We start from the raw sequence: 16543 nt of genomic DNA, 5'->3' as shown, positions 1-16543 counted from the left end.
GGCCTCGCTAGAGTCCCGCGGTCTTCTTCTTTTCGAGGTGCCCTGCCATGGCCAAGCTCAAGTCCGCCGCCCCGTCCACTGCCGTCCCGGCGATCAACATCGGCATCGCCGAGAAGGACCGCGCCGCGATCGCGAAGGGGCTGAACGCGCTGCTCGCCGACACCTACACGCTCTACCTCACCACCCACAACTTCCACTGGAACGTCACCGGCCCGATGTTCAACACGCTGCATGCGATGTTCATGGAGCAGTACACCGAGCTGTGGAACGCGGTCGATCCGGTGGCCGAGCGCATCCGCGCGCTCGGCTTCCCGGCCGAAGGCTCCTACGGCCAGTTCGGCAAGCGCAGCTCGATCCCCGACGTGCCGGCCGAGCCGCCGAAGGCGATGGAGATGGTGCGCATCCTGGTCGAGGGCCACGAGGCGGTCGCGCGCACCGCGCGCGGCGTCTTCCCGGTCGCCGACAAGGCCGGCGACGAGCCGACCGCCGACCTGCTGACCCAGCGCCTGGCGATCCACGAGCAGTCGGCGTGGATGCTTCGGTCACTGCTCGAGGAATAACGCAGGAAGCACGAGTGGCCGCCGCGGATCCGGCTTCGCCGGTCCGCCAGCGGCGCCCCCTTGAGGGGGAGCGGCGAAGCCGCAACGGGGGTGGGTCAAAGCAAGCCGTCGATGGGCAGCCACGACAGCATCCAGGTCCACCAGCGCAGCGGCCAGCTCGCGCCGGGTTCGGCCTGCGGCGCTTCGGCCGGACCTTCGGGCGTCGCTTCGCTCCAGCGCAGCCGGCCGTCCTGCAGGCTCACCCGCCAGGCATCGCGCGGCACCTCCTGGTCGAAGGCCAGGCCGATGCGCCTCGCGAGCCCGGCGTGCTCGAGCAGCACGCCGATCTCGGTGTTGAGCCAGGCCGAGCGCGGATCGAAGTTGAGCGAGCCGATGTAGATGCGCTCGCCATCCACCGCGAAGGTCTTCGCGTGCAGGCTCGCCTCGCGCGACGAGCCGGCGCGCAGCAGCCGGCCCGAGCGCGAGCTGCCCGGCGTCGGCTTCAGCTCGTAGAGCTCGACGCCGGCTTCGAGCAGCGCGACGCGCCGGTCGGCATAGCCGGCGTGGACCGCGGCGACGTCGGTCGCCGCGAGCGAATTGGTCAGCACGCGCAGGCGCACGCCGCGCTCGTGCAGCGCGCGGTAGGCGTCGATTGCGTCGGCGCTCGGCACGAAGTAGGGCGAGACCAGATCGATGCTGCGCTCGGCCCGGCCGAGCGCGCGTTCGAGCTTTGGCATCACCAGCTCGTGCGCGCCGGCTTCGCCGAGCGCCTTGTCGGGCGGATCGACCAGCAGCGTCGCGCGGGCCCAGGCGATGTCGTCGTCGCGCGGCCCGTCGGCGCGCCAGCGCTCGACCTGCGGGCGCCCGACGATCGCGCGCGCATAGCGCTCGTCCTCGGCGAGCCGGCCGGCGTTCGGGGGCGCCGGCCGGCCCGGCTCGCGCAGTACGGCCAGCGGCCAGGCCGACTCGCTGTTCCAGTAGGCGTCGAAGGCTTTCGCAACCTGCGGGGCGATCGGCCCGATGCCGAGCACGTCGAGGTCGGCGAACTGCATCGGGTCGGCGATGCCGAAGTATTCGTCGCCGACATTGCGGCCGCCGAGGATGGTGGCGCGGCCGTCGGCGGTGAAGCTCTTGTTGTGCATGCGGCGGTTCAGCCGCGGCAGGTCGGCGATCAGCTCGACGCGACGGCCGAAGCCGCGCGAGCGGAACGGGTTGAACAGCCGCACCTCGGCAGCCGGATGCGCATCGAGTTGCGCGAGCGCCTCGTCGAGCGCCGGGCTGCCGTGGTTGTCGTCGAGCAGCAGGCGCACGCGCACGCCGCGCTCGGCCGCCGCGGCCAGGCGTGCGAGCAGCCAGCGGCCCGAGCGGTCGTCGCGCCAGATGTAGCACTGCACGTCGAGCGAGGCCGCGGCGCGATCGGCCAGCCACAGCCGCGCGGCGAAGGCGTCGGCGCCGCTTTCGAGCGGCACGAAGCCGGAGACGCCGGGATGCGCGCGCGCCAGCGGCTCGAAGCGCGCGGCGAGCGCACCCTGGGTTGCGGCGGGGAGGGCGGTTTGCGGCGCGAGCGGCGGCCGTGGCGGCAGCGCGGTGCAGGCGCTGCCGAGGACGACGGCGAGCAGCAATGCCAGCCGGCCCAGTGCTTGGCTCAAGACATGGGCTCCACGAGCAGACGCCGCGGATCCGGCTTGGCCGATCCGCCAGCGTCGCCCCTGGAGGGGGAGCGACGAAGCCGCAACGGGAGTGGGCCTATTCCGCACGCCGCAGGTCGTTCAGCCAGGCCTCGTAGGCCGCCTCTTTCTGATCCGGCTCCATCCGCAGCAGCGCCGACGGATGCAGCGTGATCAGCACCTTCGTGCCGTCGCCGCGCACGAGCCACTGGCCGCGCTCGCGGGTCACCGCGACCGGCCGGCCCATCAACTGCCGCGCCGCGGTGGCGCCGAGCGCGACGATCGCGCTCGGCCGGACCAGCGCGATCTCGCTTTCGAGCCAGTGCAGGCAGGCGTCGGCCTCCTTCTGCGCCGGCGTCTTGTGGATGCGGCGGCGCCCGCGCATCTCGTACTTGAAATGCTTGACCGCGTTGGTGATGTAGACCGCGTCGCGCGGCCAGCCGAGCTCGGTCATCGCGCGCATCAGCAGCTGGCCGGCGGGGCCGACGAAGGGGCGGCCCTGCAGGTCTTCCTGGTCGCCCGGTTGCTCGCCGACCAGCATCAGCCGCGACCCGGCCGGGCCTTCGCCCCAGACGGTTTGCGTCGCCAGCGCGCCGAGCGGGCATTCGCGGCAGCCGGCGGCGGCGTCCCGCTGGGCTTCGAGCGCCCCGTCGGCATCGTCGGGGTCCAGCGTGGACGCGGCGAACGGCGCCGCGATCGGGATGCGGCGCCTCGGCGATGCATCGGGGAGCCGCCGCTTCGGCGTCGTCGGGGGCTGCTCGACCATGCCGGCGCTGCGCTCGTAGGCGTGCGCGGCGAGCCCGCCGATCAGCTCGGCCTCGGGCAAGTTCGGCCAGTAGCGGCGCGGCATCTCCTTCTCCATCGCGCGCAGCTTGAGCCGCGCGGGGTTGAAGATCGCGCGGTAGTAGGTGAGCCACAGCGCTTCGCCGGCGTCGGCCGCGGGCGCGTCCTCCTTCTTCGCGCCGGGCGTGAACTCGAGCGCCTCGCCGTTCCAGCGCACACAGCGCTCGGGCGTCAGGATCGCCCAGCGCATGCCGGTGAAGCGGCGCATGAAGAAGCCGGCGACTGCCTCGACGATGTGGTGCTCCGGCTCGAACCAGGCCACGTGCAGCGTCTCGCCGCCTTCCTGCTGCACCTCGCGAAAGCGCACGAAGGCCTTCATCTTGTGCAGGTCGCGGCGCACCACCTGGGCCATCGCGTTCGCACGGGCCATGTCGGCGTCGAGCGGGTCGTCGCGCAGGCCGGGCTCGCGCTGCCAGCGCCACAGCAGCCGGTACATCAGCGCGAAGCGGGCCGGGTCGCGGTGCAGGGCCACTTCGCGGCACAGCGCGACGAAGGCCGGGCTGACGCGCAAGGCGCTGGGCACCGGCGTCTCGTCGTTCGAGGCCGCCTCGTTCGCGCCGGCTTCGGCGCCGAACAGGCCGGGCTCGTCGCGTTCGGCGACGGCCCAGGCGACCGCATCGGGCGCGACGCCGCGCGCGATCAGCCGGCGCGCCGCGCCGCGGAAGCCTTCGAAGTCCGTCTCGCCCGCCAGCGTGATCGTCAACGGCGCATCGGCGGGAGCAGGGCGCGCGGGCATCGCCTTAGGCCTCGAACAGCTCGGCCTGCTCGGACAGCGGCGCAAGCTGGCGCGTGAGCGCGGCGGAGTCGGCTTCGCGCGCCGGGCGGTGGTCGTCGGTCTGCACGAAGGGCAGCACCTTGCGCAGCGGCACGCGCAGGCGCTGGAGATCGTCGGTGCGCAGCCGCCGCAGGCGGCGCGAGGCGAGCACGCGCTGCACCGCCTTGACGCCCAGGCCGGGCACGCGCAGCAGCAGCTCGCGCGGCGCGCGGTTCAGGTCGACCGGGAAGTGCTGGCGATGCGCCAGCGCCCAGGCGAGCTTCGGGTCGACGTCGAGGCGCAGCAGGCCGGTGTCGCCGGTGACGATCTCGTCCTTGTCGAAACCGTAGAAGCGCATCAGCCAGTCGGCCTGGTAGAGCCGGTGCTCGCGCACCAGCGGCGCGGGCTTCGACGGCAGCGCGATCGGCGCGTCGGGGATCGGGCTGAAGGCCGAGAAGTAGACGCGCTTCAGGCCGTAGCTCGCGTAGAGCGCGGCGCTGGTGTCGAGGATCGCGCGGTCGTTCGCGTCGTCGGCGCCGACGATCATCTGCGTGCTCTGGCCCGCGGCCGCGAACGGCGGCGGCTTCGCGCGCTTGGGCGCGAGCTTCGGCTGCGACGTGGCGGCACGCGGCGCGCGGGCCGCGCGGGCGTCCTCGATGTGGATGCGCATGCGCGCCATCGAGCGCTTGATCGCCGCGTTGTCCTTCTGCGGCGCCAGCGCCGCGAGGCCGGCCGGCGTCGGCAGCTCGATGTTGATGCTCAGCCGGTCGGCGTGGCGGCCCGCGGCGGCGAGCAGCTCGGCGCTCGCGTCGGGGATCGTCTTCAAGTGGATGTAGCCGCGGAAGTGGTGCTCCTCGCGCAGCCGGCGCGCGACCTCGACGATCTGCTCCATCGTGTGGTCGGGGCTCCGGATGATCCCGGAGCTGAGGAACAGGCCTTCGATGCAGTTGCGCCGGTAGAAGTCGAGCGTCAGGTCGACCACCTCCTGCACCGTGAAGCGCGCGCGCGGCACGTTGCTGCTGACGCGGTTGACGCAGTAGAGGCAATCGAACTGGCAATAGTTGGTGAGCAGCAGCTTGAGCAGCGAGATGCAGCGGCCGTCGGGCGCGTAGCTGTGGCAGATGCCCATGCCCTCGGTCGAGCCGATGGCGCCCTTCGGCGCCCCGACGGCGTTGCGCTTGTCGGCGCCGCTGCTGGCGCACGAGGCGTCGTATTTGGCGGCATCGGCCAGGATCGCGAGCTTGGACTGCAGGTTCATCGCGGGACTTCGGAAGACTGGATGAATTTACAGTAGTCGACCCGAGCGGCGGCATGCATGCCGAGCAGCGCGAAGGGGCAAGCCGCGTGCCCCTGTCCGGCTTCGAGGCGGCATCGACGTACCCTTGCGACGCACCGTGAACATCGTCCCGTCGGGCTTGGCCGAGGGACCTTTCGTTCGATGGATCACCGATGGACACCACCACCGCACCGCCGTCGCGCCCCGCGCTCTACCTCGACCTGATCCGCTGGGACCGCCCCGCCGGCTGGCTGCTGCTGCTGTGGCCGACGCTGGGCGCGCTATGGCTCGCGGCCGGCGGCTTTCCGGGCTGGCACCTGCTCGCGGTGTTCACGCTCGGCACGGTGCTGATGCGCAGCGCCGGCTGCTGCGTCAACGACGTGGCGGACCGCGAATTCGACCGCCACGTGAAGCGCACCGCGCGCCGGCCGGTGACGAGCGGCGCCCTGCCGATCCGCGAGGCGCTGCTGCTCGGCGCGGCGCTTGCGCTTCTCGCGTTCGCGCTGGTGCTGACGACCAACGCGCTCACGATCGCGATGTCGTTCGCCGCGCTCGCGGTCGCGATCGGCTATCCGTACGCGAAGCGCTTCGTCTCGATGCCGCAGGCGGTGCTCGGCGTCGCGTTCAGCTTCGGCATCCCGATGGCCTTCACCGCCGTCATGGACGCCCTGCCCGTGTGGGGCTGGGCGCTGTTCGTCGGCAACCTGTTCTGGGTGCTGGCCTACGACACCGAGTACGCGATGGTCGACCGCGACGACGACCTGAAGATCGGCATCAAGACCTCGGCGATCACCTTCGGCCGCTTCGACGTGGCAGCGGTGATGGCCTGCTACGCGATCCATCTCGCGATCTGGGCCGCGGTCGGCTTCGCGCGCGGGCTGGGCTGGCCGTTCGCGCTCGGGCTGGCGGCGGCCGCGGCGCAGGCGCTGTGGCACTGGCGCCTGATCCGCGACCGCGCGCGCGACCCCTGCTTCGTCGCCTTCAAGCAGAACCACTGGCTCGGCTTCGCGGTGTTCGCGGGGATTGCCCTCGATCTCGCGTGGCGCTGAGCCGCCGCTTCGTGCCACAGTCGCGCGCCGCAGCCACTCGCCCTTGCCCGCCATGATCGGACGCCTTCTCATCGCCCTCGTCGTGCTGGTCGCGCTCGCGGTCGGCTGGTTCCTGATCGCGCTGAACTGGAACTACTCGACCGGCGACCGTGCCGGCTGGGTCCAGAAGTTCTCCAACAAGGGCTGGCTGTGCAAGACCTGGGAGGGCGAGATGGCGATGGTCTCGCTGCCCGGCAGCACGCCGGAGAAGTTCTTCTTCACGGTGCGCGAGGAAGCGGTCGCGAGGGAGATCGAGAAGGTGATGGGCCGGCGCGTGAGCCTGCACTACGAGGAGAAGGTGGGCCTGCCGACCAGCTGCTTCGGCGAGACGCGCCACTTCGTCACCCGGGTGCAGACCGAGCTCGACATGCCGACGATGGGCACGCCGCCGTCGGCCGCGACGCCGGCGCCTCCGCTGCCCGCGCCGGCCGCCTCGCAGTAGCCGCGCGGCTCAGCCCGGCGGTTGCGGCCAGGGCCGCGGCGCCGGCCGCAGCGCCTCCCAGGCCGCGGCCATCCTGAGCACGCCGAGGTCGTCGAAGCGCCGCCCCGCGATCTGCAGCCCGACCGGCAGGCCGTTCGCCGCATGCCCCGCGTCGACCGAGATCGCCGGCTGCTCGCCGACGTTGAACGGCAGCGTGAACGCGATGTGGTCGAGCGAGCGCGCCGGGTCGTTGCTGGGCATCGCCCACTCGGCCGGGAAGCCGCTCGTCGGGCTCACCGGCGACAGCACGAAGTCGAAGCCGCCGCAAGCCGCGACGCCGGCCTCGCGCAGCGCCTGCCATTGGGCGAACGCGCGGTAGGCGTCCTCGGCCGAGACGCCGGCCGCGCCCTCGGCCCATGCGGCGATGAACGGCAGCACGCGGGAGCGGCGCCCGGCCGGCAGCGCGCGCAGATCGACCAGCGTGCGCAGCCGGAACCAGCGGTCGATGCCTGCCGCCATCGTCGGCGTGGTGAACGGGGCCAGCGGCTCGACGATCGCGCCGGCCGCCTCGAAGCGGCGCGCCGCGGCCTCGACGACCGCGCGCACCTCGGCATCGAGCGGCAGGCCCCAGCCGCCGTCGAGCAGCACGCCCAGGCGCAGGCCCTTCAGCGCGAGCGGCGCGTCGTCGTCGAGCCAGGCGAGCGGCTGCGCCGGCAGGCTCATCGGGTCGCGCCCGTCGGGCTGCGCGAGCACGCGCATCGCGAGCGCCGCGTCGCGCACCGTGCGCGTCATCGGGCCGGCGACGCGGCCGAGCGTCGTCGGCTGGATCGGCACGCGGCCGAAGCTCGGCTTGAAGCCCACGAGGCCGCACCAGCACGCGGGCAGCCGGATCGAGCCGCCGATGTCGGTGCCGAGGTGGATCGGCCCGTAGCCGGCCGCGCCCGCCGCACCGGCGCCGGCGCTGGAGCCGCCCGGGTTCAGCGCCAGGTTCCAGGGATTGCGCGCGAGCTTGTGGAAGCTTGACAGCCCCGAGGTCAGCATCCCGTAGTCGGGCATGGTGGTCTTCGCGAGGATCACCGCGCCGGCCTCGCGCAGCCGCGCGGCGGGCGGCGCGTCGGCCGTCGCGGGCACCAGCTCGCTGGCCGCGGTGCCCAGCGGCACCGGCACGCCGCGCGTCGCGATGTTCTCCTTGATCGTCACCGGCACGCCGTCCAGTGCCAGCGGCTCGCCGCGCCGCCAGCGCGCCTCGCTCGCGCGCGCCGCGTCGAGCGCCGCGTCAGCGTCGAGCGCCCAGGTCGCGGCGATCAGCGGCTCCCAACGCTCGATGCGCGCGAGCACGTCGCGCGTCACCTCCACCGGCGAGACCGCGCCGCTTCGGTACGCGTCGAGCATTTCGATCGCGGTCAGCGCATGCAGCGGGCCCATCGGCCCAGTGTGGCGCAGTCCGGCGGCCGCGCGGCTCAGTGCGTCATCGCGATGGCGGCCTCGGCGCGGCACGGCACCGCATAGGCGAGCGGTGCGAGCGCCTGCTGGATGCGCTGCAGCTGCGCTTCGCTGACGAAGCTTCCGAGCAGCGTCCGGAATTGCGGATGCAGCGCGCCCGAGACGATGTACTGCCAGCGATAGGCCTTCAGCATCGTCGCCCTCACCGCGTCGGCGCGGGCCGCGTCGTCGATGCCGGTCTGCGCGAGAAAGTAGGCGGCGTCCGCGGCGGCCTGGGTCTGCACGATGCCGTCGACGCCGCCGACCAGCGCGATCAGGTCGCCGACGGCCGCGTCGCGCTCGGCGTCGTCGGCGAGGCGCCGGTCGGCGCGGATCCATTCGAGCTCGTCGAGCACCGCGTGCTGCGACTCCTCGCGCCAGTGGAAGAGGAACACGTCCTTGAACAGCGGCGAGAGCTCGGCCGCTCGCTCGACTTCGGCGCCGATGCTCGCGCGGTAGTGCGCCTGCGAGAACAGCTCGATATGGCAGGTGAGCGCGAGCACCGCCCAGTCGCAGCGGCCGAGCACGAAGGCCGCGACCGCGTTCGCATCGATGTCGAAGCGGTAGCCGGCGGGCATGCCGGCGGCCGCCAGCGCCTCGATGCGGCGGAACAGCTCCTGGTGCTTGAGCTCCTCGTCGGTCAGCCGCACCAGCGCCTCGAAGGCGACCTGGTCGCCGAGCGCGTGCCCGCGGCTCACGTCGAGCATCTTCGCGCCGATGGTGCGCTCGACCAGCGCGAACATGCGCGCATACGTACGCCCCTGCACCTGGCTCCAGAAGCGGCGCTGCGCGGCTTTGAGGAAGGGCAGCTCGTCGGCGAGCGAGAGGCCGTCGGGCAGGAAGACGTGGCCGAGGTCGAAGGCGCGGCCGCGGATCACGTCGCGGTCGATGTCCCAGCGCACGCGCTTGGACGCCTCGATGGTCCTGGCGTAGCGGGCGGTTTCGGCGGGGTTCGTGGTGAGGGTGGGGGAGGCTTGCATCGCTGGCTCCATCGCGAAGGGTTGGGCGTCGGATCGACGTGCGTCATCGTCGCGAGCCGCACCGCCCTTTGCATGAGGCGCCTGTCCCGTGCCGGCGATCTCGATGCGCTTGGGGATGGGCCGGATGTCCCGCGCGCCCACAATCGTTTCGCCATGGACCGCCAACAGCTGCGCTTCTGCACCGCGCCCGACGGCGTGCGCATCGCCGTCGCGACGATCGGCCGCGGAGCGCCGCTGCTGCGCGCGGCGCACTGGCTCACGCACGTCGAGCACGACCATGCGAGCCCCGTCTGGCGCCCCTGGCTCGACGCGCTGTCGAAGCACCACACCTACATCCGCTACGACCAGCGCGGCTGCGGCCTCTCCGACCGCGAAGTCGCCGACTATTCGCTGCCCTCGTGGGTCGGCGACCTGAGCGCGGTGATCGACGCGCTGCAGCTGCCGCGCGTGCCGATCCTCGGCATGTCGCAAGGCGGCGCGGTCGCGATCGCGTACGCGGTCGCGCACCCGGAGCGGGTCTCGCACCTGGTGCTGGCCGGCGCCTACGCGCGCGGCAGCCTGCGGCGCGACCCGAGCCCCGCCCAGCAGCTCGAAGCGCACACGCTGGTCAACCTGATCCGCGTCGGCTGGGGCAGCGACAACCCGGCGTTCCGCGAGGTCTTCACCCGCCGCTTCATCAAGCACGGCACGCCCGAGCAGCTGCAGTGGTGGACCGAGCTGATGCGCATCACCTCCAGCGCCGACGCGGCGGCGCGGCTGCTCGAAGCCTTCCACCAGGTCGACGTGACCGAGCTCGCGCGGCAGGTGCGCGTGCCGACGCTCGTGCTGCACGCGCGCGGCGACGCCGCGGTGCCTTTCGAGGAAGGCCGGCTGCTCGCCTCGCTGATCCCCGGCGCGCGCTTCGTCACGCTCGACACCGACAACCACGTGCTGCTCAGCACCGAGCCGGCCTGGGGGCACTTCCTCGCGGAGGTGGGCGACTTCCTCGGCGCGCCGCCGCCGACCGCGGCAGACGACGGCCTCACGCCCGCCGAACGCGAGGTGCTCACGCGCGTCGCGCGCGGCCTCGACAACCGCGCGATCGCCGCCGAGCTCGGCAAGAGCGAGAAGACGGTGCGCAACCAGGTGTCGAGCATCCTCGACAAGCTCGGCCTGCACAGCCGGGCCGAAGCGATCGTGCACGTGCGTGACCGCGGCGCGCACCGTTGACAGGCCGCGCGACCGCGGCGAACACCGCTGAAAGGCCGCGCGACCGCGGCGCGCACCGCTGAAAGGCCGCGCGCCCCGCGCGGCGGATCAGGGGTAGAGCCCGCGCTCCTCCCGCGCGATCAGGATGCGCTCGCAGGCCACCGCGAAAGTCGCGGTGCGCAGGCTGATCCTGTGGCGGTCGGCGGTGTCCCAGATCTTCTTCAGCGCATCGACCATGATCTTGTCGAGCCGCAGGTTGATCTCGTCTTCGCTCCAGAAGAAGGAGCTGAAGTCCTGCACCCACTCGAAGTAGCTGACCGTCACGCCGCCGGCGTTGCAGATGACGTCCGGCACGACCAGCACGCCGCGTTCGGCGAGGATGTCGTCGGCCTCGGGCACCGTCGGGCCGTTCGCGCCCTCGAGCACCAGCTTGGCCTTGACGCGCTTGGCGCGCGTCGCGCTGATCTGGCCTTCGAGCGCGGCGGGGATCAGGATGTCGCAGTCGATGTCCCAGAACGTTTCCGGCTCGATGGTCTCGGCGCCCTTGAAGCCGCCGACGCCGCCGCGCTCGCGCACCCAGGGCATCAGCTCGGCGAGGTCGAGGCCGTTCATGTTGACGATCGTGCCGGTGTGGTCCTGGGCGGCGACGATCTTGCTGCCGGCCTGGCCGAACAGCTCGGCCGCCGAGCCGCCGACGTTGCCCAGCCCCTGCACCGCGACGCGCGCCTGGTCGAGCTTCAGGCCGATGCGCCGGGCGGCTTCCCGGCCGGTGACGAACACGCCGCGCCCGGTGGCCTTGACGCGGCCGAGCGAGCCGCCGAGGTGGATCGGCTTGCCGGTGACGACGCCGGTGGCGGTGGCGCCGGTGTTCATCGAGTACGTGTCCATCATCCAGGCCATGATCTGGCCGTTGGTGTTCACGTCGGGCGCGGGGATGTCACGCTGCGGGCCGATGATGATGCCGATCTCGCTGGTGTAGCGGCGGGTGAGCTTCTCCAGCTCCTTCAGCGACAGCTGCTTCGGATCGACGCGGATGCCGCCCTTCGCGCCGCCGTAGGGCAGGTTGACCGCGGCGCACTTGACCGTCATCCACGCCGACAGCGCCATCACTTCCTCGAGCGTCACGTCGGGGTGGTAGCGCACGCCGCCCTTGCCGGGGCCGCGGCTCAGGTTGTGCTGCACGCGAAAGCCTTCGTAGTGGCGGACGCTGCCGTCGTCCATCTCGATCGGCACGTCGACGATCAGCGCGCGCTTCGGGCGCTTGAGCGTCTCGGCCCAGCGGCCCAGCGCGCCGAGGTAGGGCACGACGCGATCGACCTGCGAGAGGTAGGTGCCCCAGGGACTGGTCGGCGACGGAGAAACGTAGGACAGGACCGAGGCCTCGTGGGCCGCGCTGCTCGTGGAGCTCATGGAATCTTCCTTGTGGATGGAGGCGCTGAGGCGGCCTCGGGCAAAGGCCGGCGCGGCTCAAGAGGGCCGCAGGGTGCGCCGAGGCGCTGCGCTCGCGGGCGCAGCTCCGGCACTTTAGGCGGCCGCCCGCGGCTTGCCATGCATGCTTTGCATGCCGGGGCGCTGCGTCGGCATGCGCCGATGCGGCTTCGGCATCGGCTTGGGTATCAGCCCTGCGGCCGCGGTGGCGCTAGCCCGCCGCGAACTCGGCGCCCAGCTCGCGCGCGCGTCGCTGCGCCGCAGCGACGGCCTCGATCAGCGCCGGCTTCAGGCCGCGCGCTTCCAGCACCGCGAGCGCCGCGGCCGTCGTGCCGCCCTTCGAGGTGACGCGCTCGCGCAGCAGCGACGGCGGCTCGCTCGAGCGCTGCGCCAGCTCGGTCGCGCCGGCGAGCGTCGCGAGCGCCAGCGCGCGCGCGGCCGCGGCATCGAGGCCGACCGCGCGGCCCGCATCGACCAGCGCCTCGATGAACAGGAAGACGTAGGCGGGGCCCGAGCCCGAGACCGCGGTCACCGCGTCGAGCGCCGCCTCGTCGTCCAGCCACAGCGTCTGGCCGGTCGGCGCGAGCAGCGCTTCGGCCTGGGCGCGTTCGTCCGCGCCGACGGACGGCCGCGCATAGAGCCCGGCGATGCCGCGGCCGATCAGCGCCGGCGTGTTCGGCATCGCGCGGATCACCCGCTCGCTGCCGGTCGCGCGCGCGATCGCGTCGCTGCGGATCCCGGCCATCACGCTGAGCTGCGTCGCGTGGCGCACATGCGGCTTGCACGGCGCCGCCGCCTCGGCGAAGGCCTGTGGCTTCACCGCCCAGACGACGAGCCGCGCCTGCGCGAGCGCCGCCCCGGCCTGCTCGCCCGCGACGACGCCGTGATCCGCCGCCAGCTTCGCCCGCGCCTCGGCCCACGGCTCCACGACGAGGATGCGCTCGGCCGCGACGCCGGCCGCGCGCAGCCCGCCGATCAGGGCGCCGGCCATGTTGCCGCCGCCGATGAAGGCGATGTCGTCCATCCTGCTCACTCCTTCGAACCGCTTCGCTCGGCACACGCCGCAGGCTGCAGGCGCAAGGCCGACCGATGCGGCTCTGTGGCGGTCATCGCCTCGGCGACCTGTTCAGCCGCTTTGGCCGCCGACGCCGCCGATGCCGTCATTCATGCGCGCGGCAGCCCGAGTGCCGCCGCGTCGCGCGTCGGTCGATTGTCCACGGGCCACCGCGGCGGCCGCCCGCTGTTCACGGGCCGCTCACTCCATCGCCCGCAAGCCCGTCCACGCCACCCCGGCGACCGCCAGCATCGGCACCGTCATCGTTCCCGGCACGTAAAAGAAGGCCGACAGCAGCGGGCTCGCCAGCGTTTCGCAGAGCATGCCGAAGCCGAACAGCACGAAGCCGAGCACCGCGTAGCGGCGCATGTACAGCGGCAACCAGCGCGACTGCTCCTTGTTGTGCCGCCGCGCGGCGGCGCGCTCGAAGACGTTCATCGGCCGCGCCACGTCCTTGAACAGCCACGCGAAGAACACGTAGCGGTAGAGCAGGACGCGAAAGGGCAGCGGTTCCATGGTTCGCTCCGATGGCAAGGCGCCGGCACACGGCGTGCCGCGGGCTTGCGGGGCATCGTGCGCCGATTCGCCGCGGCGCGCGGCGCGGGCGCCGTGAAGCCCGACCGCCCGGCCGGGTCGCCGCGCGCGAAGCGAGCGGGCGCGTGAACTGCGTCCGCGCGCCGCCGCGAATCAGTGCATGCCGGCGCCGACGGCCACGGCCTCGTCGCCCGCCAGCAGTTGCGCATTGCCGCCGGCTGCCGCGGTGTTGACCGTCAGCGTCCGCTCGCCGCAGAAGCGCGGCAGGTAGAGCGGGCCGCCGGCCTTCGGGCCGGTGCCGCTCAGGCCTTCGCCGCCGAAGGGCTGCACGCCCACCACCGCGCCGATCATGTTGCGGTTCACGTAGACGTTGCCGACCCGCGCAAGCTGGGCGATGCGCTCGGCGCGCGAGTCGATGCGCGTCTGGATGCCCAGCGTCAGGCCATAGCCCAGCGCATTGATCTGCGCGACGAGCGCGTCGAGCTCCGGCGCCGCGGTGCCCGGGCCCCAGCGCACGACGTGCAGCACCGGGCCGAAGACCTCCTGCTTCAGATCGGCCACGCGCCCGATCTCGTACGCGCACGGCGCGATGAAGCGCCCGTTCGCGAGCCGTTCGATGCCGTCGGGCAGTTCGCGGCGCGCGAGCCGGCGCGCTTCGCGTTCGAGGCGCTCGACGTGGCGGCTCAGCGCCGCGTGGGCCTCGGCGTCGATCACCGGGCCGACGTCGGTCGCGAGTTCGGCCGGGTCGCCGAGCCGCAGCTCGTGCAGGGCGCCCGCGACCATCTCCACCACGCCGTCCGCGATGCCTTGGTGCACGCACAGCAGTCGCAGCGCCGAGCAGCGCTGCCCGGCCGAGCGGAAGGCGCTCTGCACGACCGCGTCGCTCACCTGCTCGGGCAGCGCGCTGCTGTCCACGAGCATCGCGTTGAGGCCGCCGGTCTCGGCGATCAAGGGGACGATCGGGCCGTCCTTCGCGGCGAGCGCACGCTGGATCAGCTTGGCGACCTGCGTCGATCCGGTGAAGCACACGCCGGCCGCGAGCGGGTGCGCGACGAGCTGTGCGCCGACCGTCTCGCCGGGGCCGTGCAGCAGTGCGAGGGCGGAGCGAGGCACGCCGGCGTCGAACAGCAGCTCGACGAAGGCCTGCGCGACCGCGGGCGTCTGCTCGGCCGGCTTCGCCGCGACCGCGTTGCCCGCGACCAGCGCGGCCACCACCTGCCCCGCGAAGATCGCCAGCGGGAAGTTCCAGGGGCTGATGCAGACGAACACGCCGCGGCCGTGCAGGTGCAGCGTGTTGCGCTCGCCGGTCGGGCCGGGCAGTTCGCGCGGTGCGAGCTGCTCGCGCGCCTGCTGCGCGTAGTAGCGGCAGAAGTCGACCGCCTCGCGCACCTCGGCCACGCCGTCGCCGAGCGTCTTGTGCGCTTCGGCCACGAGCAACCCGCAGTACGTGGCCAGCGCGGCTTCGAGCCGATCGGCCGCGCGCTCGAGCACCGCGGCGCGTTCGGCGACCGGCCGCGCGTTCCAGGCCAGGTGGCCGGCGTGCAGGCGCTGCATCGTCGCGTCGATCGCGCTCGCTTCGCGGACCGCCGGCACGCCGGTCGCGCGGCGCGCCTCGATCGCTGCGAGCAGCGGCGCGCGCTCGGCCGGCACGCTGAGATCGACGCCGGCCGAGTTGCGCCGCTCGGCGCCGAACATCGCGCGCGGCGCCGGCTGCCCCGGCTTGCCGGCCGCGTGCAGCGGCGACGCGAGCAGCTGCGCCACGTCGATCCGTGGATCGGCGAGCTGATGCACGAACGAGGAGTTCGCGCCGTTCTCCAGCAGCCGGCGCACCAGGTAGGCGAGCAGGTCGCGGTGCTCGCCGACCGGCGCGTAGATGCGCAGGGGCAGGGGCCGCGACTTCATCACCTCGCGGTACACCGCCTCGCCCATGCCGTGCAGGCGCTGCAGCTCGAACTTCGCCGGCTGCCGCTCGGCCATCGCCGCGATCGCAGCGATCGTGCCGGCGTTGTGCGTCGCGAACTGCGGATAGATCACCTCCGCGTGGTCGAGCAGCGCCTGCGCGCAGGCGAGGTAGGCGATGTCGGTGTGGTGCTTGTGCGTGAACACCGGATAGTCCGCGAGGCCCAGCTCCTGCGCGCGCTTGATCTCGCCGTCCCAGTAGGCGCCCTTGACGAGGCGGACCATCAAGCGCAGGCCGTGCGGGCGGTTGTGGAGACGGGCGATGCGCGCCACCTCGTGCACGCAGGCCACCGCGCGCGTCTGGTAGGCCTGGATCGCCAGGCCGAAGCCGCGCCAACTCGAGTGCCGGGCGGCGATGTGCGCGGCGCAGGCGTCGATCAGGTCGAGCGAAAGCTCGAGCCGCTCGCTCTCCTCGGCGTCGACGGTGAGGTTGAGGTCGGCCGCCGCCGCGGCGTCGATCAGCGTCAGCAGCCGCGGCAGCAGCTCGGCGAAGACGCGCTCGCGCTGGTGCTCCTCGTAGCGCGGGAACAGCGCGGACAGCTTGATCGAGATGCCGTCGTTCGCCTCCGGCCCGGCGCCGCGGTTCGCGGCGGCGCCGATCGCCGCGATCGCGTCGCGGTAGGCCGCGAGGTAGCGCAGCGCATCGCGCTCGGTGCGCGCGCCTTCGCCGAGCATGTCGAAGGAGTAGCGCAGCGCCGGCTCGGCCTTGCGCCGGCCGCGCGCCTCGCCCAGCGCCTCGGCGATCGACTGGCCCAGTACGAACTGCCGCCCCAGCAACTGGATGGCGCGCACCGTGGCCGCGACGACGGTGTGCGCGCCGAGGCGCTTGAACAGGCCCGGCGGCTGCTCGCCTTGCGGCAGGAAGCGCTTGGACAACCCGATCGCGCTGGCCGAGAGGCTCGCGAGCATCGGGTGCGGGCCGTCGCCCTCGGTGGCGGCTTCGAAGTCGGCGCGGCCGAGTTGATCGGCGGTCAGCGCGATCGCGGTCTGCGCATCCGGCACGCGCAGCAGCGCCTCGGCGAGCCGCATCAGCGCGAGGCCTTCGGCGCTCGAGATCGGGTACTCGCGCAGCAGCGATTCCATCGCCCAGAACGGCGCCGGCTCGTCGCGCACCGCCTGCACCCAGGGCTGCGCGATCGCCTGGGCCTCGGCCCAGTCCAGCGCGCCGTCGAGCGTGCGCAGATGCGCCTGCACGACAGGCAGTTCCTCGGCGAGCGGCGAGGGCAGGCGCGAAAGCGGTGGCGGTGCGGTCGGCTTCATGGAACGGGCCCGTGATGGCGATCGCGCAAGCGTAGGCCCGGCTTCGACGCATCCGCGAATGCCACCTCGG

The 16543-nt window shown here is 72.9% G+C and carries 13 protein-coding genes; 4 read left to right on the top strand and 9 right to left on the bottom strand.

What is annotated here, in order from left to right:
• The first annotated feature begins 47 nt into the window (after positions 1-47).
• The gene (locus VFR90_RS05155; RefSeq protein WP_326405005.1) at positions 48-560 is read left to right on the top strand and encodes a Dps family protein; all 513 of its coding nucleotides are present in this window, start codon (positions 48-50) and stop codon (positions 558-560) included.
• A 95-nt stretch (positions 561-655) separates the two neighbouring features.
• Here VFR90_RS05155 and VFR90_RS05150 read toward each other — a convergent pair whose 3' ends face one another.
• The 3 genes from VFR90_RS05150 to VFR90_RS05140 form a co-directional block, all read right to left on the bottom strand.
• Complete coding sequence (locus VFR90_RS05150; protein WP_326405003.1) at positions 656-2188, bottom strand: phospholipase D family protein; 1533 nt, start codon at positions 2186-2188, stop codon at positions 656-658.
• 97 nt (positions 2189-2285) lie between these two features.
• Positions 2286-3785 (bottom strand): UdgX family uracil-DNA binding protein, encoded by a 1500-nt coding sequence (locus VFR90_RS05145; protein ID WP_326405002.1) that lies wholly within the window; start codon positions 3783-3785, stop codon positions 2286-2288.
• A gap of 4 nt (positions 3786-3789) precedes the next feature.
• Positions 3790-5061 carry a putative DNA modification/repair radical SAM protein gene (locus VFR90_RS05140; protein WP_326405001.1) on the bottom strand — a complete coding sequence of 424 codons (1272 nt, stop codon included), beginning with the start codon at positions 5059-5061 and terminating at the stop codon, positions 3790-3792.
• Positions 5062-5252: 191 nt separating this feature from the next.
• Here VFR90_RS05140 and ubiA point away from each other — a divergent pair, with 191 nt between their 5' ends.
• On the top strand, positions 5253-6128 hold the full coding sequence (gene ubiA, locus VFR90_RS05135; protein WP_326405000.1) for a 4-hydroxybenzoate octaprenyltransferase: 876 nt from the start codon (positions 5253-5255) through the stop codon (positions 6126-6128).
• Positions 6129-6180: 52 nt separating this feature from the next.
• Entirely contained in the window at positions 6181-6609 is a 429-nt protein-coding gene (locus VFR90_RS05130; protein WP_326404999.1) for a hypothetical protein, read from the top strand.
• A gap of 9 nt (positions 6610-6618) precedes the next feature.
• Here VFR90_RS05130 and VFR90_RS05125 read toward each other — a convergent pair whose 3' ends face one another.
• Both VFR90_RS05125 and VFR90_RS05120 read right to left on the bottom strand, forming a co-directional pair.
• Positions 6619-8013: an amidase gene (locus VFR90_RS05125; RefSeq protein ID WP_326404998.1), complete on the bottom strand. Its 1395-nt coding sequence runs from the start codon at positions 8011-8013 to the stop codon at positions 6619-6621.
• Between the two features lie 35 nt (positions 8014-8048).
• Complete coding sequence (locus tag VFR90_RS05120) at positions 8049-9050, bottom strand: hypothetical protein (protein WP_326404996.1); 1002 nt, start codon at positions 9048-9050, stop codon at positions 8049-8051.
• 153 nt (positions 9051-9203) lie between these two features.
• Between VFR90_RS05120 and VFR90_RS05115 the strand changes: the two genes are divergently transcribed.
• Positions 9204-10259, top strand: a complete 1056-nt coding sequence (locus tag VFR90_RS05115; protein ID WP_326404995.1) for an alpha/beta fold hydrolase — start codon at positions 9204-9206, stop codon at positions 10257-10259.
• An 87-nt stretch (positions 10260-10346) separates the two neighbouring features.
• On the opposite strand, the gene VFR90_RS05110 is transcribed toward VFR90_RS05115, so the two are convergent.
• The 4 genes from VFR90_RS05110 to VFR90_RS05095 form a co-directional block, all read right to left on the bottom strand.
• Positions 10347-11648: a Glu/Leu/Phe/Val family dehydrogenase gene (locus VFR90_RS05110; RefSeq protein WP_326404993.1), complete on the bottom strand. Its 1302-nt coding sequence runs from the start codon at positions 11646-11648 to the stop codon at positions 10347-10349.
• A gap of 229 nt (positions 11649-11877) precedes the next feature.
• The gene (proC, locus tag VFR90_RS05105; RefSeq protein ID WP_326404992.1) at positions 11878-12690 is read right to left on the bottom strand and encodes a pyrroline-5-carboxylate reductase; all 813 of its coding nucleotides are present in this window, start codon (positions 12688-12690) and stop codon (positions 11878-11880) included.
• Positions 12691-12921: 231 nt separating this feature from the next.
• Complete coding sequence (locus VFR90_RS05100; RefSeq protein WP_326404991.1) at positions 12922-13236, bottom strand: hypothetical protein; 315 nt, start codon at positions 13234-13236, stop codon at positions 12922-12924.
• Positions 13237-13407: 171 nt separating this feature from the next.
• Complete coding sequence (locus VFR90_RS05095) at positions 13408-16473, bottom strand: L-glutamate gamma-semialdehyde dehydrogenase (RefSeq protein WP_326404990.1); 3066 nt, start codon at positions 16471-16473, stop codon at positions 13408-13410.
• Between the last annotated feature and the right edge of the window lie 70 nt (positions 16474-16543).

Origin of the sequence: Methylibium sp. (assembly GCF_035762065.1) — a bacterium.
In the GTDB taxonomy this organism is placed as follows: domain Bacteria; phylum Pseudomonadota; class Gammaproteobacteria; order Burkholderiales; family Burkholderiaceae_C; genus Methylibium.
The sequence above is the reverse complement of the archived record's forward strand: the minus strand, read 5'-3'. Positions and strand labels throughout refer to the sequence as shown.